Consider the following 18821-nt stretch of genomic DNA (forward strand, 5'->3'; position numbering starts at 1 on the left):
ACAGTAACACCTTTTTTGCACCAGCAAAAGCATCAATTCCACTTGCCTGAATGCCCCGGCGCGAGTAGTTTTACGCGATATTTTAGACACTCCTCACTACAGGATTTTTTCGATGCCAAGAGCGAACGAAATTAAAAAAGGTATGGTACTGAATTACAACGGCAAGCTGCTGATTGTAAAAGATATTGATATTCAATCGCCAACCGCACGTGGTGCCGCCACGCTGTACAAAATGCGTTTTTCTGATGTCCGTACCGGCCTGAAAGTTGAAGAGCGTTTCAAGGGCGATGATATCGTTGATACTGTCACCCTGAGCCGTCGTGGCGTTGATTTTTCCTACGTCGATGGCAATGAATATGTCTTTATGGATAAAGAAGACTATACCCCGTATACCTTCACCAAAGACCAGATTGAAGAAGAACTGTTGTTCATGCCGGAAGGCGGAATGCCGGACATGCAGGTTCTGACCTGGGACGGCCAACTGCTGGCGCTGGAACTGCCGCAAACGGTAGACCTGGAGATTGTTGAAACAGCGCCGGGCATTAAAGGGGCATCAGCAAGTGCGCGTAACAAACCTGCGACCCTGACTACCGGTCTGGTGATCCTGGTTCCTGAGTATCTGAGTGCGGGCGAAAAAATCCGTATTCATATCGAAGAACGTCGCTATATGGGCCGGGCAGACTAATTTTCTGCTCCTCATTGACGAAAAGGGACAGCGCAGGCTGTAAGGCTGATCAGTAAAGCATGTATGGTGAACATGTGATTCTTGCTCAGGGTTCCGTTCACCTCAATGGTGTCATTTCTCTGAAGCGCTGATGCCCGTGAACGTGCAAGGAAGGCTCACCGCCGCCTCCCTTGCAACCCAGGCTCCCGGCGGGAAAATCGTCGCTACGCGAGCTATTCATCTTATTCCGCCTGCCTGTCGGGTCGTCAGCCGTCAACGCCTCATCGATTTTCAGCCGGACCGGAGTCATCGCTTCAACGCTCTGACTTCCAGTTAAATCTGTTTTGCTGTTTAAACAAAAAACGCAAATGGTCAGGTGTGGGCTGGTCCGGCTGAAAATTGCCGACGTGTTTCCGTAAGGCAGGGAGAGCCAGCATGGATGCTGGCTCAGGGCGCGCTTTGCAAGGACGCTACCTCGCGCCCGGCCCGGTAGCCTGAAGGAAAAAGCGGAGGGAACCACGAAGTGGCAATTTTCCCGCCGGGAGCCGGGATTGTAAAGGGCGTGGCGGAGAGCGCCCTTTACACGTTCACGGGTATCGGTGCTTCAGAGAAACGATGAACATGAGGTGAACGGAACGCTTTCTCCGAGATAGCATGTTCTTTACCTCCGCCAGTACAGGTTGATACTTTCTGAAACTGAGGCGCTGACTGGCTGGCATTACAGCACCAGCTGTCCCTTTTCATTTTCAGCGCTGGCTGCTGAGATAAAAATCATCCATTAACAGCGATTCCAGATACTGTTCATCCTCGCGCATAAAACTCACTATCAGGTTGACTGCCTGCGGGTAAAACCCCTGTTCATCTCGCGCCAGGCAGGCATCGCGTAGCAATGGCGCCCAGCACATCATATGGTGATGCAAAAAGTAATACTGTGCAGATACCGCCTCCTCTTTAGCAACCATCTTCGCCATCAATGCCAGTTGAATGGCGATATGATCGGATGGCTCATTTTCCCGCGCGGCCAGACCGTGTTCGATCAGCAGCACATTCATTTGCTGACGTTCTGCTGACGCGGTCGTATGCGGATAGTGCCCGGCATAGGGAGAAACTCCGCCAGGCGGTGCCAGCAGAAACAGCGAGGCAAAATCCGCGGCGAGTTCCAGCTGTCGGGAATCACGACGCAAAACCCGGGTCAGACTACGCTCAAAATGCTTAACCTTGCCAGACAATCCAGGAATCACCGCCAGTGAAATAATCCACGCCCGATTATCGCCGTTTTCAAGGCTGGCAAGTTGCTTTTCGTCCAGCTCACGGAATAGCAATTGCGAGAACCACTGGTACATGTCCGCCCGCTGCTGATGTATTTGGTTATGCTGCACTTCCCCCCTCCTCTTTTACTGTCTCCGGGCCACCGAATGCCGTTACCTGTGGGGCTTTCTGCTGATAACGTTCGACCTCCACCAGCACGGTATGCGCTGAAGGGCCTTGTGCCAGCTGTGAAGTACCAATATCGGCGCTCAGGACATTCGGGTCGCCATAGGTGCATAACGTCCCGGCTTTTCCACCTTCCTGCGGGGAATACCACGCCCCTTCATGAATGCGGATTACGCCTGGAGTGAAATCAGGGCTAATCACCACCCCAGCCAGCACCTGACCGCGGTCGTTGAAGACGCGTGCAATATCACCTGCTTTCAGGCCACGGGCGGCGGCATCCTGCGCGCTGATATAAAGTGGTTCTCTTCCGGCAACCGCATAGGTGTTGCGAAACGCCTCGCTTGAGCACAGCTGAGAGTGCAGACGTTTATCCGGATGGCAGGATTGCAGATGCAGCGGGTATTTATTTTTTTTAGCGGAATGATTACGTTCAAACGGTTCCATCCATACCGGATGACCCGGACAGTCCTCGTAGGCAAAGCCAGCAATGGTTTTACTGTAGATTTCAATCAGACCTGAAGGCGTTCCCAGAGGATTGAGGTCTGGCTGGTCGCGAAACTCACCGTGACGCACCCACGGCAGTCCGGCCGGATATTCAATATATCCTTCACCCTGCCAGAATGTCGCAAAGTCTGGTAAAGAGACGCCGAGCGACGCACCCATCTTCACGCCTTCGTCATAGAGCGCTTGTATCCACTGCATTTCGTCACGGTTCTCGCGGTACACCGCTTCTTTGTCAAAGCGCTTACATAATCCGGCAAAAACGTCAAAATCATGCCGGGCTTCATATTGCGGTTTAACGATCTGATGCAGCGCCATCAGCCCTTTATTCGAATGCGTACCAAACTGTTCAATATCGTTGCGTTCAAAACGGGTAGTCACGGGCAGGACGATATCGGCAAATCGACACGACGCGGTCCATTGATGATCCAATACCACCACGGTTTCCAGCTTCTTCCACGCCTCGATCATGCGATTACGATCCTGCTGCGCATGGAATGGATTCGCCGCGCTGTAGATCGCCATTTTGATATCAGGCCAGGTTAACGTTTCGCCGTTAAAGGCAACCTTTTTGCCCGGCTCAAGCAGACAGTCAACGATGCGTGAGGTGGGGATATGCTCCGATGCGCCGCGAAAATCCGCTTTATACTTCGCCGGTGGAGGATTCGCGATCCCTCCCAGCCCGGAGAGTACAGGTCCGGCGGATGTCACCGTACCACCGCCGTTGTAATGCCAGCCAAACCCTACGCCCCCGCCCGGCAAGCCAATTTGCCCAACCATACTGGCCAGCACCACCAGCATCCAGGGATACTGTTCGCCATGATGCATGCGTTGTACGCACCAACCGCCCATAAATTGGGTCCGGCCTTTGACCAGCAGGCGGGCGAAATCACGGATCTGCTCCGCCGTCAGGCCACAGATTTCCGCTGCCCATTCGGCATTTTTCGGCTGCTTATCACTCTCCCCAAGCAGATACGGTAAAAACTGCTCAAAACCGACGGTGTAATCGTTGATAAACGCCGTGTCATACAGTTTTTCTTCATACAGCGTATGAGCGAGTGCCAACATTAGCGCGACATCGGTTTGAGGCCGAAGCGTCAGTTGTTCGCAGCCAAGATAGTTTTGCGATTTGCTACGCACTGGATCGACGCTGATAACACGCATTTTACCCTGCGCAACCGCCTCTTTAATTTGTTGCCAATAGCCAAACGCATCGTGATCGGGGACCAGGAACTCGATCTGCAGGTTCTTGATCGGATCGCAACCCCACAGCACGATGGTGTTACTGTTCTGGATAACCAGGGGCAGCGACGTTTGCTGCTCATAAACTTCCAGCGAACCAATCACATGCGGCAAGATAACCTGCGCAGCGGCCGCAGAGTAGTCGCCGACGGTCGTCACATAGCTACCATGCAGGCCAAGTCCTCTGTCCATCGCCCCGCCCGCTTTATGGTATTTTCCCACCATTTGCCAGTCGGCCAGCCCGGTAAATACCCCCGATGAGCCGTAGGTTTTTTGGACCCGTTCCAGCTCTTCGTAAAACAGATCCAGCGCCTGATCCCAGCTTACCCGCACAAAACGATTATCTCCGCGCTGGCTGCGATCCGATTTCTCACGCTTGCGTAACCAGTCCAGACGAACCATTGGATAACGCACCCGCGACGGGTTATAGACCACTTCACGCACCGCGTTCAGCATATCGCAAGGGTATTTGTCATGTTTGAAAGGCCGGGTTTCCAGCCACTCGCCGTTGACCACTTTGGCTTCAAAAGCGCCATAATGCGAACCGGATTGAATCCACTTTTCGGGGTTTTCTCCCGCCGCCCATACTTTTGAGATCAGCGGATTCGGTGCCAGAGCACTGGCTGCGCCCACCGCCAACATACCGCTCAGAAAACGGCGGCGAGACGGGTTAAAATCATGAATATCCATACATTTTCCTTAATTTTTGTTAGATTCAGACACATCGCTGGCATGGGTCTGGAGGTATTTCAACAACGTACGTTCTTCCACCGGATTAAGTCGGTAATAGGTGGACATCGCTTTCAATCCGGCGATCCAGCCGTTGGCGGTATATCGGGTCGTAGGAGGAGTGCTATGACAGGCACTACAGGTGGATTGCAGCATTTGATCCGAATATTCCCAGATCGGTGCAATATCGCTGATAAGCCCCTGGGCAGAGGTCCAGGCGGTCACGCTCACCTGCTGCCATTGCTGATGTGAGTCAGGATCGACCTGAGTTTGCAGCACTTTGACGTTAGCCATCAGAGAGTCATCCAGCACGGCCGAGAACACACGCTTACCCATATACTGGGTTATCACCCGCCCGCGTCCTTTGCTTTCACGCCAGCCCGTCAGTTCAAGCTGCACGTTGCTGCCCTCTTTTTGCAGCACTTTGACCTCGGTGGCAGGAAATAACAGCGCTTTACCTGCGGGGCTTCCGGCCGTTGCCGTCAGTGCTTTTTCGCTTAACGAGAACAGCGTGCTCGCATTCGATAAAGACGCTCCCTGCTGCTGCAACTGCTTATAGCGATCGCGGAAACCGCTGCTCATATCGGGTTTGTGATGGGCAATACCTTTATGGCAATCAATACAGTTGCTGTCTTTTGCCGCCGCCGAGGTCATTTGCGCCGCCGCATTCGCAGATTGTTTGCCGTGATCCATCGCCTCATAGCTGTGGCAAGATTTACATGCCGCCGAATTGTTAGCGCTCATTCGCGCCCACTCTCGCTGGGCCAATTCTGCTCGTTTTGCGGCAAATTTTTCCGGGGTATCAATCGAAGGAGAGATAAAGGTGTGGTAGAGGTCGTTTAAGGCTTCCGTTTTACGAACCAGCGTCGGGACGATCCCTGGCGGAATATGACAATCCTTACACTCAGCACGTACGCCAGAAGCATTGCGAAAATGCACGCTGGTTTTATATTCCTCTCCTGGTGTACGCATCGAGTGACACGATAAACAAAATTCGGTGGTACTGGTGTAATGAACGCCTTGCCACGTTCCCCAAATTGTCAGGGCCATTGCTACTGCCCCGACGAATGCGCACCACAGTGCGTTCTTTTTTATCCACGACATGCTTGCCTCCATTTTTTTAATAGCGACACGCTAAGCGATCATAAAAATCAAAAATAGAGACAGCAAAAGCAGCTTATAGGAACAGCATCTACTCTATGAGGTGCATCAAAGCGGAAAGAAGAGAAGCTCGTAATATAGTGCGTATATATACATAAGGAATTTCTCATGCTAACACTGACTCTCGATCGAGAAAGCCGTACCCCGCTGCAATTGCAGATATTTCAATTTTATTTCCAGGCCATTCAGCACGGTGATTTGCTTTGTGGAGATAAACTTCCCTCTATTCGCGAGCAGGCGCAGGTATTAAACGTTGCCAAAATAACGGTCGTGATGGCCTATGATAAGCTCATGGCCGCGGGATTAATTAAGAGTCGACAAGGTATCGGCTACGAGGTCATCTTCACCACACCTGTACGCACAACGCCAGCAATCGTGCCCGTCGCGCAGGGTTCCCCGCCGATGAAACCTAAAGCGGCTGGGATCCCCACCGATGTTTATGTAGAGCCTGGACGAGAGTGCTATTGTCAAATGAGCGTTCCCGATCCCAATGCTTTTCCCTGGTCAAGCTGGCGCAAATGGAATAACGCCCCCAGCATCCTCAAGGAACAATTATTTACCCGATATCATTCACCAAATGGATTATTTTCACTGCGTGAACAATTGGTCAGATATCTTAATTTATCTCGCGGTATTAATACTCGAGCAGAGAACATCATTATTACTAACGGGATTCAGGAAGGACTATCACTGCTCACTCAACTCTTTATTAACCATCATACTTTCAGTCAGCAAGAAAAGTGCCATATTGTAACCGAGTCCCCTTGTTATTCGGGTGCCTGGCATCTGTTTAATTATTACGGCGCAGACATTACGCCAATTGCCGTCGATAACCACGGACTGCAAACAGATAATTTACCGGAATATGCCACCCAGCTTTGTTATGTTACTCCAGCGCATCAGTATCCGCTGGGTAGCGTCCTGTCACAGGAGCGGCGTCAGGCATTATTAACATGGGCGCAGCGCGTCGGCGCTTACATTATTGAAGACGATTACGATGCCGTTTTTACCTATGGAGAAAATCCCCTTCCCGCGCTGAAAGCCATGGATTATCACAACCGGGTTATCTATATGGGGACATTTTCCAAAACACTGGGACCAGGAGGACGTCTTGGCTATCTGATTTGCCCTGACGAACTGCTTCCGGCCGTACAGAATATGAAAGCGCTCAACAACAACGGGAGCCAGTGGTTGTTGCAGCAATTTTTGGCCGAATTAATGCAAAATCAGGTGTTTTATACGCATATCAGCAAGCTGGCCTGCAATTATGCGGCACGTCTTACGCTATTACGCGACGGCCTGTCCGCGTTGTTTCCGGAAGGGAAAATCGCTGGTGCAACGGCAGGTCTGCACCTCTCTTTACGCATTGCCTGGTCCCCCGAAACTATCGCCAGGCTGCAACAACGCTGCCTGCTGGCCGGGATTCGTTTTGATACCCTGCCAGATATAGAGAATGGATCAGAATCCGCATGGCGTAAGGAGAACAGCGATGGAGTCATGTTTTTTGGTTTTGGTGGATTGCAGATACAGCAGATAAAAAGAGTCCTGGCAGTACTGGAACATGCGCTATCGCAGCCTTGATGGATTACAGGGATCGAGCCTGCCGCTCAATCCCTGTTGTTCGCCTTACAGCAGATCGCGAAACTGCGTTTGTTTCAGCGCCAGCTCAACGCCACGGACTTCCGCCAGGCCTTTCAGACGACCAATCGCAGAGTAGCCCGGGTTGGTTTTCTTATGCAAATCATCAAGCATCTGGTGCCCGTGATCGGGGCGCATCGGGATTGGACGTAGATCGCCCGCCTGTTTACGACGCTGCTCTTCGCTCAGAATCGCCGCCACCACCGATACCATATCCACATCACCCTGCAAATGCGCACCTTCGTGGAAGGTTTTCGGGTTATCTTCACGGCAAGTTGAACGCAGATGCGTGAAGTGAATACGATCGCCAAAAGTTTCAATCATTTTCACCAGATCGTTATCGGCGCGTACGCCGTAGGAGCCGGTGCACATGGTGAAACCGTTATTGATGCTGTCGACGGTGTCTTTCAGCCACTGCATATCTTCAATGGTCGAAACGATGCGCGGCAGGCCGAGGATCGGACGCGGCGGATCGTCCGGGTGCACGGCAAGACGGACGCCGACTTCTTCTGCCACTGGCACTATCGCCCGCAGGAATACCGCCATATTATTGCGCAAATCGTCTTTACTGATGCCGTCATATTCAGCAAGGCGCGCACGGAACTGATCCAGGGTATATCCCTCTTCGGCACCGGGCAGACCTGCAATAATATTGCGCGTCAGTTTTTCAATATCGGCTTCGCTCATGGCATTGAAATAGTCCAGCGCCTGGCGTTGTTCTTCCGGGGTGTAATCTGCTTTGGCCCCAGAACGTTTGAGGATATGCAGCTCAAAGGCAGCAAAAGCGATCTGGTCAAAACGCAGCGCTTTGGAGCCGTCCGGCAACTGATATTCGAGGTCAGTACGCGTCCAGTCGAGGATCGGCATGAAGTTATAGCACACGGTATCGATGCCGCAGGTCGCCAGATTACGGATACTCTGCTGATAGTTAGCAATCCACGTTTGATACTGACCAGAGTGCGTTTTGATATCTTCGTGGACGGGGATACTTTCCACCACTGACCAGGTCAGCCCTTTTTCAGCCAGAATAGCCTGCCGCTTTTTAATCTCTTCTACCGGCCAGACTTCACCGTTGGCAATGTGGTGCAAGGCGGTCACAACACCCGTTGCGCCAGCCTGACGCACATCATCAAGCGATACTGGATCGTTAGGTCCGTACCAACGCCAGGTTTGTTCCATTGTTTCACCTCACAAGTTGTTATACCAAATTAAACTCACTTAATGACGACTACCATACAGGCATCTGGGCGAGGATCAACGAATCCGCGATGATTGGTTGATCCAGCTCACATTCCCCGGATAAATGAGGCACACCAATTCAATTTGCTGTCATATAACTTTATACTGCCATTGTTAATTAATGGTTAATCAGGTGTATTAAATGAAAACTATTGCCTCAGCGCCGCTCGCGAAAAATGTCATGATGCCGCAGTATGATCGCCAACAATTAAAAACGCAGATTGTGCATTTTGGTTTCGGTGCTTTTCACCGCGCCCATCAGGCATTACTGACCGACCGGGTACTGAATGCACAGGGTGGGGACTGGGGAATTTGCGAAATAAGTCTATTCAGCGGCGATAGGCTAATGAGTCAGCTTCGCGAGCAGGATCATTTATTTACCGTGTTAGAAAAAGGGGCGAATGGTAACCAACCGATTGTTATTGGCTCCGTCAAAGAATGCCTGAACGCCACGCTGGATTCACTGGCGGCCATTATCGAAAAATTCTGTGAACCTCAGGTGGCGATTGTCTCGTTAACCATTACGGAAAAAGGCTACTGCATCGATCCGGCAACAGGCTCGCTGGATCTTTCTCATCCACGCATTGTTCATGATCTACAGACTCCGGCTGAACCACACTCCGCACCCGGTATTATTGTTGAAGCGCTGCACCGCCGACGTGAACGCGGGCTGCAGCCTTTTACCGTCCTCTCCTGCGATAATATCCCGGACAATGGCCATGTGGTAAAAAACGCCGTACTGGGAATGGCGGAGAAACGCTCACTTGAGCTGGCACACTGGATCCAGGAACATGTCAGCTTCCCGGGTACCATGGTGGACAGGATTGTTCCTGCCGCTACCGAAGAGTCACTGGCTGAAATCGCCCGCGAGCTGGGAGTGGCCGATCCCTGCGCAATCAGCTGTGAGCCCTTTATCCAGTGGGTGATTGAAGACAATTTTGTGTGTGGTCGTCCGCAGTGGGAAACCGCCGGCGTACAAATGGTTGAAAACGTTCTGCCGTGGGAACAAATGAAACTGCGGATGCTGAACGGTAGTCATTCGTTTCTCGCGTATCTCGGCTATCTGGCCGGGTTTCAGCACATCAGCGACTGCATGCAGGACAGCGCATTTCGTGAAGCCGCCTACCGCCTGATGCTCAATGAACAGGCACCTACGCTGCAAATCACCGATGTTGATTTAGACCAGTATGCCGCTAACCTGCTGGAGCGCTTTGCCAACCCGGCGCTGAAGCATAAAACCTGGCAAATCGCAATGGATGGTAGCCAAAAATTACCCCAGCGTATGCTGGAAGGGATCCGCGTACATTTAGCACGGCGCAGCGAGTGGCCGCTGCTGGCGCTTGGCGTCGCAGGCTGGATGCGTTACGTGAGCGGAGTGGATGATTCAGGTGCGGCCATTGATATTCGCGATCCATTGAGCGAGAAAATCAGCGCGCTTGTGGAGCAGAGTACAGACTCAGAACGCGTCAGCGCCCTGCTTTCTCTGCATGAGATTTTCGCCACCGATCTCGTACAGAATCCGCAGTTTGTTGCGGCTATTCGGCTCGCCTGGCAACGTATTGCCCAATATGGTGCGCATCAGGCTGTCATTGAGACGTTAAAAAGTTAACGATTTCTGCCATTAATCAGGACGAAGCGCGTCTTCGTCCTCTCACCCCTTCTCTTTTTCCCCGTTTTTCGCCAGGATTGTTAAATGCCATTACGGCAATTTATGATTCTGGAGTAAATGTGACTAAAACCAATCTCATCACCGGTTTTCTCGGCAGTGGCAAAACCACCTCTATTCTTCATTTATTGGCAAACAAAGATCCCGCAGAGAAGTGGGCCGTACTGGTCAATGAGTTTGGCGAAGTAGGTATTGATGGCGCCCTGTTAGCCGACAGCGGCGCATTGCTGAAAGAGATCCCCGGCGGCTGTATGTGCTGTGTTAACGGCCTGCCAATGCAGGTTGGCCTCAATACGTTGTTGCGTCAGGGAAAACCCGACCGACTGCTCATTGAACCTACCGGCCTCGGACATCCCAAACAGATTCTGGATTTACTCACCGCGCCGGTTTACGAACCGTGGATTGATTTGCGCGCGACCCTTTGTATTCTTGATCCTCGCCAGCTACTGGATGAAAAAAGCGTCGCCAATGACAATTTCCGCGATCAGCTGGCTGCCGCCGATATCATCGTCGCCAACAAAGCCGACCGCGCCACATCGGAAAGCGAAAACGCCCTGCAAACCTGGTGGCAGCACTACGGCGGCAATCGCCAGCTGGTTCATGCCGACCATGGAAATATTGCTGGCCAATTACTGGATTTGCCCCGACTAAACCTGGCGCAGCTTCCCGCAAGCGCTGAGCACGCCCATAGTCATGCTGACAAAAAAGGGCTGGCGGCGTTAAGCTTGCCCGCACAACAGCGCTGGCGTCGCAGCCTGAACAGCGGTCAGGGTCATCAGGCCTGCGGCTGGATTTTTGACGCCGATACGGTGTTCGATACCATCGGCCTGCTGGAATGGTCGCGCCTTGCCCCTGTAGGGCGTGTAAAAGGAGTCATGCGTATAAAAGAGGGTCTGGTGCGCATTAACCGTCAGGGAGAGGACTGGCATATTGAGACGCAAAACGTCGCTCCGCCGGATAGCCGTATTGAACTCATCTCCGATACTGACACCGACTGGAATACGTTACAGAGCGCATTGTTGAGACTTCGTTTAGACGGTAGCGCGTAAGGTTGCCTTCGTTTTATAGCAATGGTAAACGACGATGAAAACCCGATACCCTCTTATTATACTGCTCAATATTGCAGGTATAGCGCTGTTTCTGTCCTGGTATATTCCCGCCGGGCACGGGTTCTGGTCCTCACTGGATACGGGCGTTTTCCGTTTCTTCAACCAGAAGCTGGTTGAAAGCCCGCTGTTCCTGTGGATTGTTGCGATCACTAATAACCGGGCATTTGATGGCTGCTCGTTGTTGGCGATGGGCGCACTGATGCTGCACTTTTGGCTGAAGGATACGACGGAAGGTCGTCGGCGTATTGTGGCTATAGGTCTGGTGATGCTGCTCACCGCAGTGGTATTAAATCAGTTGGGCCAGGCGCTTATTCCGGTTAAACGCGCCAGTCCTACGCTGATGCTGGATAATATTCATCGCGTCAGCGAACTGCTGCATATTCCAACCAAAGATGCCTCCAGAGACAGTTTTCCTGGCGATCACGGCATGATGCTGCTTATTTTTTCCGCATTTATGCTGCGTTATTTCGGAAAAGTTGCAGGTATAATCGGCCTTATTATCGCTGTGGTTTTTGCCTTTCCGCGTGTAATGATCGGCGCTCACTGGCTCACCGATATCGTGGTCGGCTCCATGACGGTTGTGCTGATTGGTTTGCCCTGGTGGCTAATGACGCCATTAAGCGATCGTCTGGTCACGCTGTTTGTGAATTATCTGCCCGGCAAAAACAAACAATTTTCAAACAAATAACGCAAAATAATTAACATCATCAGGGATACTTCTGATTCCCTGATGATGCCGACCAATATTCCATCATTCTGATTGTCATTCTCCTGTCATCTTATTCATGTTTAGAATGAATGACTTGCGTATTTTTTGCGCTAATTGTTCTTAATTTAGCCAATGCCGTTTATTCACTTTCTGTATCAATTTTTCTTATAAGAAATCACATAAAATCTCTCGCAATGACTGGGGCGATCGGGTAACCTCGAACTCGTTTTGCCTCGCGGGACAATTATTCCCTTTCTGAATAAATTTGTGCGTTCTGCCACAGATTTGACCTTAAGGAATTGTCTCATCGTGCGATGGTAATTAGTCTCGTCACGTTTGGCATTTTTTATAACGATATTTATCGTTAAGGACTTCAAGGGAAAACAAACAAAATGGTCAAATCTCAACCGATTTTGAGATATATCTTGCGGGGCATACCCGCGATAGCAGTTGCGGTTCTGCTTTCCGCATGTAGTACCACGAACACCGCCAGGAATATGCATTCTGAGACGCATGCTGTGGGCAATGGAGATAACTCTTCACTGCAAGCCTCTCAGGATGAATTTGAAAATATGGTCCGTAATATCGATGTTAAATCACGTATTATGGATCAGTATGCTGACTGGAAAGGCGTGCGTTACCGCCTTGGCGGCAGCACCAAAAAAGGTATTGATTGCTCCAGCTTCGTACAGCGTACGTTCCGTGAGCAGTTTGGTTTAGAGCTTCCGCGCTCAACCTACGAACAACAGGAAACAGGTAAATCCGTTTCGCGTACTAATCTGCGCACAGGCGATCTGGTTCTGTTCCGCGCTGGCTCCACAGGCCGTCACGTCGGTATCTATATCGGCAACAACCAGTTTGTTCATGCCTCGACCAGCAGTGGCGTTATCATTTCCAGCATGAACGAGCCTTACTGGAAAAAACGTTACAACGAAGCGCGCCGGGTTCTGAGCCGCAGTTAATTTCGTTTGGCAGCTATCCCTTGGCTATCCTGATGAGACATATTGAAAAGCACTGCTACGGCGGTGCTTTTTTTTTGTGTTGCCTTGAGACTAAGAAAAATCTCACATGGTGAGTCATTTCAGGTTATATTCATACAGAATAAGCGGTTAAATCAGGTAAAATAAGGATCTATGTTCAGACGCTCCTCTTCATCCGGTCGGAAAATCCTGCTTTCCTGTATGATAACGGGGCTTATCGTCGCAATCCTTGTGAGTACCCTGCAATTTTTGGTCACCTGGCATAAACGAGAGGTTAAGTACGAAACGCTGCTTGCCGATATCCAGAATTATGTCAGTAGTTACTTTGCAGATCTCAAAACCACCACCGATGCGCTTCAACCCCTGCTGGAAAAGAACTGCCAGCAAGTCGCTGCAAAACTTACCTCCAGTGCGGCTTTTAACCTCAACGTTCGTGCTTTTTTGTTGGTAAAAGACGGTATTGCTTTTTGCTCCTCCGCAACAGGCGCAATGAACGCCCCCATTTTGTCGCTGATCCCCAAGCTGAATATCAACAAAGATGTTGATGTGGAAATACTTTCCGGTACGCCCATGATGCCGGATAAACCCGCGATAATGATTTGGCACCGCAATCACTCACTCCATAACAGCGGCGTATTTTCTTCACTGAATATCAACCTGGCCCCCTATCTGCTTTATACCGCCCGCGAAGATAATTTTAATGGTATTGCCGTTATTGCTGGCGACACGGCTATTTCAACATTTTCATCCCGAATTATGGACGTCTCTGCGCTACCTAACACGCCATGGCGCCAGGCGACGCTTAAAGAGGTGCCGCTGAAGATTCGTTTGTATGCGCAAGAGTGGACGTACAACGACATCTGGTACGCGATTATGTTGGGATGTATGGCCGGGATTATCACCGGGGTTCTCCTCTGGTATTACATCTTCACTATCCGGTTACGCCCTGGTAAAGATATCCTCCACGCCATCAAACATAATCAATTTTATGTGGTGTACCAGCCCGTCGTAGAGATGCAAACGCTGGAGGTAAAAGGTGTTGAGGTGTTATTACGTTGGCATCATCCATCAACGGGTGAGATCCCCCCGGATGCCTTCATTCATTACGCAGAATCGCAGAAAATGATTGTCCCGCTGACCCAACATCTCTTTAAGTTGATAGCGCAGGACGCCCCGACGCTGCAAAAAGTGTTTCCTGCCGGCGCCAAACTGGGGATTAACATCGCACCAACGCACCTGCACGGCGAGAGTTTTAAAGATGACATTCGACGGCTGCGCGCCTCGCTTCCCGCGAACCATTTTCAGTTAGTGCTGGAAATCACTGAACGCGATATGCTCAATCAACACGAGGCGACACAGCTATTTGAATGGCTACACTCTGTTGGCTTTGAAATTGCTATTGATGATTTCGGCACCGGTCATAGCGCGCTTATCTATCTGGAACGCTTCACCGTTGACTACCTGAAAATCGATCGCGGGTTTATTAACGCCATCGGCACAGAAACCCTGACCTCTCCGGTTCTGGACGCCGTGTTGACACTCTCTAAGCGTCTTAATATGCTGACGGTTGCTGAAGGGGTAGAAACACCTGAGCAAGCTCGTTGGCTGCGCGATCGTGGAGTACATTTTTTCCAGGGATACTGGGTTAGCCGACCGTTAAAGCTTGCTGATTTCGTGCGTTGGATGGCGCAGCCCAATAAGCCAACGTGGTGATCGCAGTTTGCGATTCATATACTCTTACTCGCCGCCACACCCCTTATCTCTCAGGCATGATGCCCGTCGGGTTGTGACAGGAAAAGGAAAGCGCTTTTATATGATCCCTCGCCTACTGCTGCTGTTTATCGCCCTCATCGGGTTTAGCGTTCAGGCGCAATCCATCAAAGAAAGCTATGCGTTTGCCGTACTGGGCGAACCGAAGTACGCGTTTAACTTTAACCACTTTGATTACGTTAACCCAGCCGCTCCCAAAGGCGGGCAAATCACCCTCTCCGCGATTGGTACGTTCGATAACTTCAACCGCTATGCAATGCGTGGCAACCCCGGCGCGCGTACAGAAACGCTATACGATACGCTATTTACCACCTCTGACGACGAGCCTGGCAGCTATTACCCGCTCATTGCCGACAGCGCGCGCTATGCTGACGACTATTCCTGGGTAGAAATCGCTATTAATCCGCGGGCGCGTTTTCATGATGGATCCCCCATTACCGCCAGCGATGTCGCCTTTACCTTTCACAAATTTATGACTGAAGGCGTGCCGCAGTTTCGCCTCGTCTACAAAGGCACAACGGTAAAAGCCATTGCACCGTTAACCGTACGTATTGAATTAGCCAAACCGGGCAAAGAGGATATGCTCAGCCTGTTTTCATTACCCGTGATGCCTGAGAAATACTGGAAGGATCATAAACTCAGCGATCCCTTATCTTCCCCACCGCTTGCCAGTGGCCCGTACCGTATCACCCAGTGGAAAATGGGCCAGTATATTGTCTATTCGCGTGTCAAAGATTATTGGGCCGCGAACCTGCCCGTTAACCGCGGACGCTGGAACTTTGATACCATCCGCTACGATTACTATCTTGATGACAACGTCGCCTTTGAAGCGTTTAAAGCCGGTGCGTTTGATCTGCGTCTGGAGAACGATGCCAAAAACTGGGCGACACGTTATACCGGCAAAAATTTCGCAAATCATTACATCATCAAAGATGAGCAGAAAAACGAATCCGCACAGGATACGCGTTGGCTGGCCTTTAATATTCAGCGTCCGGTATTCAGCGATCGACGCGTACGTGAAGCCATCACGTTGGCCTTTGACTTTGAATGGATGAATAAAGCCCTGTTCTATAACGCCTGGAGCCGGACAAACAGCTATTTTCAGAATACCGAGTATGCCGCAAAAAATTACCCCGATGCGGATGAACTGGTGATCCTCGCGCCATTGAAAAAAGATCTCCCCCCTGAGGTCTTCAGCCAAATTTATCAGCCGCCGAAATCAACAGGTGATGGTTACGATCGGGACAACTTATTGAAAGCCAATACCTTACTGGAACAGGCTGGCTGGATACTAAAGGGACAGCAGCGCGTGAACAGCGCCAGCGGTAAACCTCTGAGCTTCGAACTGTTGCTCCCGGCGGGCAGTAACAGCCAGTGGGTACTGCCGTTCCAGCACAACCTGCAGCGCTTAGGCATCACCATGAACATCCGCCAGGTTGATAATTCGCAAATCACGAACCGTCTGCGCAGTCGCGACTATGACATGATGCCGAGGTTGTATCGCGCGATGCCGTGGCCGAGTTCAGACCTGCAAATTCTGTGGGCCTCTGAATACATTGACTCCAGCTACAATGCGCCCGGCGTGCAAAGCCCGGTGATTGATAAATTGATCAATCAAATCATCGCGGCGCAAGGTGATAAAGCCAAACTGATCCCGCTGGGACGGGCGCTGGACAGGGTATTAACCTGGAACTACTACATGTTGCCAATGTGGTACATGGCCGAGGATCGTATCGCCTGGTGGGATAAATTTTCACATCCTGCTATTCGCCCAATTTACACCATCGGCCTCGATAACTGGTGGTATGACGTCAACAAAGCTGCGAAGCTACCCGCAGCCAGACGGCAGGGAGAGTAAATGGGCGCTTATCTGATTCGACGTCTGCTACTGGTGATCCCGACGCTCTGGGCCATCATCACCATTAACTTTTTTATCGTGCAAATTGCCCCAGGCGGTCCCGTTGAGCAGGCCGTCGCCGCTATTGAGTTCGGGCAAAGTGGAGCCTTACCCGGCGCGGGCAGCGAAGGCGTTCGCGCCAGCCACGCGCAAACCGGCGTGGGTAACATCAGCGACAGCAATTATCGCGGAGGCCGCGGTCTTGACCCGGAAGTGATTGCAGAAATCACCCGCCGCTACGGGTTCGATAAGCCTATTCATGAGCGTTACTTCAAAATGCTCTGGGACTACATTCGTTTCGATTTCGGCGACAGCCTGTTCCGTAGCGCTTCGGTGCTGACGCTTATAAAAGACAGCCTGCCCGTTTCCGTCACGCTGGGGCTGTGGAGCACACTCATCATCTATCTGGTGTCGATACCGCTAGGTATCCGCAAAGCGGTTCACAATGGCAGTCGATTTGATGTGTGGAGCAGTGCATTCATTATTATTGGCTATGCCATCCCGGCCTTTCTGTTTGCGATTTTGCTGATCGTCTTTTTTGCCGGGGGAAGCTATTACGATCTGTTCCCGCTACGCGGGCTGGTTTCCGCTAATTTTGACGCTCTCCCCTGGTATCAAAAGATCACCGACTATCTCTGGCATATTACCCTGCCGGTGCTGGCGACGGTGGTTGGCGGGTTTGCCGCGCTGACCATGTTGACCAAAAACTCATTTCTGGATGAAGTCCGCAAACAGTATGTCGTCACCGCGCGCGCCAAAGGAGTAAGCGAGAAAAACATTCTATGGAAACATGTGTTTCGCAACGCGATGTTACTGGTGATAGCAGGTTTCCCGGCAACGTTTATCAGCATGTTTTTTACCGGCTCGCTGCTGATTGAAGTCATGTTCTCGCTTAACGGACTGGGGTTACTGGGGTATGAATCCACCGTATCACGCGACTACCCGGTGATGTTTGGCACGCTCTATATCTTCACCCTGATCGGACTGCTGCTGAATATTCTCAGTGATATCAGCTATACGCTGGTCGATCCCCGTATTGATTTTGAGGGACGCTAATGTCGCGATTAAGCCCCGTCAATCAAGCCCGCTGGGCGCGTTTTCGCCATAACCGCCGCGGCTACTGGTCGCTGTGGATTTTTCTGGTGTTGTTTGGCCTTAGCCTGTGTTCCGAACTGATTGCCAACGATAAGCCGCTGCTGGTGCGCTATGACAGCAGTTGGTATTTCCCTCTGTTCAAAAACTACAGTGAAAGCGACTTCGGCGGACCGCTGGCGACCAAAGCTGATTATCAGGATCCCTGGCTACAGCAACGCCTGGAAAACCAGGGCTGGATCCTGTGGGCACCAATCCGCTTTGGGGCCACCAGCATTAACTTTGCCACCGATAAGCCCTTCCCTTCCCCGCCTTCGGCACAAAACTGGCTGGGCACTGACGCCAATGGCGGTGACGTGCTGGCGCGGATCCTCTACGGCACACGTATTTCTGTCCTGTTTGGATTAATGCTAACCCTGTGCTCCAGCGTGATGGGCATCATGGCAGGTGCTATTCAGGGCTATTATGGCGGCAAGGTGGACCTGTGGGGACAGCGATTTATTGAGGTTTGGTCTGGTATGCCGACGCTGTTTCTAATCATTCTGCTGTCGAGCGTGGTTCAGCCCAACTTCTGGTGGCTGCTGGGCATTACCGTGCTGTTTGGCTGGATGAGTCTGGTTGGCGTGGTACGTGCGGAATTTTTACGTACCCGAAACTTTGATTACATTCGTGCCGCGCAGGCGCTCGGCGTCAGCGATCGCAGTATTATTCTGCGTCATATGCTACCCAACGCGATGGTCGCCGCCCTGACTTTTTTACCGTTTATATTATGCGCCTCGATCACTACCCTGACCTCGCTGGATTTTCTCGGATTCGGCTTACCGCTTGGCTCGCCATCGTTGGGAGAACTCCTGTTACAAGGTAAAAATAACCTGCAGGCGCCGTGGCTTGGGATCACTGCGTTCATCTCCGTTGCCCTGCTTTTATCGCTACTGATCTTTATTGGTGAAGCGGTACGCGACGCGTTTGATCCCAATAAGGCGATTTAAA

At 51.3% G+C, this 18821-nt stretch carries 15 protein-coding genes; 11 read left to right on the forward strand and 4 right to left on the reverse strand.

What is annotated here, in order from left to right; all coding sequences use genetic code 11:
- The first annotated feature begins 112 nt into the window (after positions 1-112).
- Positions 113-685 carry an elongation factor P-like protein YeiP gene (yeiP, locus tag FDX14_RS18370; protein WP_038642029.1) on the forward strand — a complete coding sequence of 191 codons (573 nt, stop codon included), beginning with the start codon at positions 113-115 and terminating at the stop codon, positions 683-685.
- A 130-nt stretch (positions 686-815) separates the two neighbouring features.
- The gene (locus FDX14_RS25225) at positions 816-1001 is read left to right on the forward strand and encodes a hypothetical protein (protein ID WP_170973601.1); all 186 of its coding nucleotides are present in this window, start codon (positions 816-818) and stop codon (positions 999-1001) included.
- Between the two features lie 409 nt (positions 1002-1410).
- On the opposite strand, the gene torD is transcribed toward FDX14_RS25225, so the two are convergent.
- The 3 genes from torD to torC are packed head-to-tail and all read right to left on the reverse strand — an operon-like array spanning position 1411 to position 5674.
- The gene (gene torD / locus FDX14_RS18380) at positions 1411-2043 is read right to left on the reverse strand and encodes a molecular chaperone TorD (protein ID WP_042307276.1); all 633 of its coding nucleotides are present in this window, start codon (positions 2041-2043) and stop codon (positions 1411-1413) included.
- Positions 2033-4531, reverse strand: a complete 2499-nt coding sequence (torA, locus tag FDX14_RS18385; protein WP_137350020.1) for a trimethylamine-N-oxide reductase TorA — start codon at positions 4529-4531, stop codon at positions 2033-2035. The genes torD and torA overlap by 11 nt, the downstream gene beginning before the upstream one ends.
- Before the next feature lie 9 nt (positions 4532-4540).
- Entirely contained in the window at positions 4541-5674 is a 1134-nt protein-coding gene (gene torC, locus FDX14_RS18390; protein WP_137350021.1) for a pentaheme c-type cytochrome TorC, read from the reverse strand.
- A 165-nt stretch (positions 5675-5839) separates the two neighbouring features.
- On the opposite strand from torC, the gene pdxR reads away from it, so the two are divergent.
- The gene (gene pdxR, locus FDX14_RS18395) at positions 5840-7312 is read left to right on the forward strand and encodes a MocR-like pyridoxine biosynthesis transcription factor PdxR (protein ID WP_137350022.1); all 1473 of its coding nucleotides are present in this window, start codon (positions 5840-5842) and stop codon (positions 7310-7312) included.
- Between the two features lie 45 nt (positions 7313-7357).
- On the opposite strand, the gene uxuA is transcribed toward pdxR, so the two are convergent.
- Complete coding sequence (gene uxuA, locus FDX14_RS18400; protein WP_079223395.1) at positions 7358-8548, reverse strand: mannonate dehydratase; 1191 nt, start codon at positions 8546-8548, stop codon at positions 7358-7360.
- 202 nt (positions 8549-8750) lie between these two features.
- Between uxuA and FDX14_RS18405 the strand changes: the two genes are divergently transcribed.
- The 8 genes from FDX14_RS18405 (at position 8751) to FDX14_RS18440 (ending at position 18820) form a co-directional block, all read left to right on the forward strand.
- A complete protein-coding gene (locus FDX14_RS18405) occupies positions 8751-10217 on the forward strand; it encodes a mannitol dehydrogenase family protein (protein WP_137350023.1) in 1467 nt (488 codons plus the stop codon).
- A gap of 119 nt (positions 10218-10336) precedes the next feature.
- The gene (locus tag FDX14_RS18410) at positions 10337-11323 is read left to right on the forward strand and encodes a CobW family GTP-binding protein (protein ID WP_079223391.1); all 987 of its coding nucleotides are present in this window, start codon (positions 10337-10339) and stop codon (positions 11321-11323) included.
- 34 nt (positions 11324-11357) lie between these two features.
- On the forward strand, positions 11358-12071 hold the full coding sequence (locus tag FDX14_RS18415; protein ID WP_079223388.1) for a phosphatase PAP2 family protein: 714 nt from the start codon (positions 11358-11360) through the stop codon (positions 12069-12071).
- A gap of 413 nt (positions 12072-12484) precedes the next feature.
- A complete protein-coding gene (mepS, locus tag FDX14_RS18420; RefSeq protein WP_003027474.1) occupies positions 12485-13054 on the forward strand; it encodes a bifunctional murein DD-endopeptidase/murein LD-carboxypeptidase in 570 nt (189 codons plus the stop codon).
- Between the two features lie 171 nt (positions 13055-13225).
- Positions 13226-14785, forward strand: coding sequence for a cyclic di-GMP phosphodiesterase (locus tag FDX14_RS18425; protein ID WP_137350024.1), 1560 nt, complete (start codon positions 13226-13228; stop codon positions 14783-14785).
- Positions 14786-14885: 100 nt separating this feature from the next.
- On the forward strand, positions 14886-16700 hold the full coding sequence (locus tag FDX14_RS18430; protein ID WP_121529292.1) for an extracellular solute-binding protein: 1815 nt from the start codon (positions 14886-14888) through the stop codon (positions 16698-16700).
- Positions 16701-17795 (forward strand): microcin C ABC transporter permease YejB, encoded by a 1095-nt coding sequence (locus tag FDX14_RS18435; protein WP_040230596.1) that lies wholly within the window; start codon positions 16701-16703, stop codon positions 17793-17795.
- Positions 17795-18820, forward strand: a complete 1026-nt coding sequence (locus FDX14_RS18440; protein ID WP_137350025.1) for an ABC transporter permease — start codon at positions 17795-17797, stop codon at positions 18818-18820. The genes FDX14_RS18435 and FDX14_RS18440 overlap by 1 nt, the downstream gene beginning before the upstream one ends.
- Position 18821: the final 1 nt, after the last annotated feature.

This window comes from Citrobacter sp. wls710 (assembly GCF_005281115.1).
Taxonomy (GTDB): Bacteria; Pseudomonadota; Gammaproteobacteria; order Enterobacterales; family Enterobacteriaceae; genus Citrobacter; species Citrobacter werkmanii.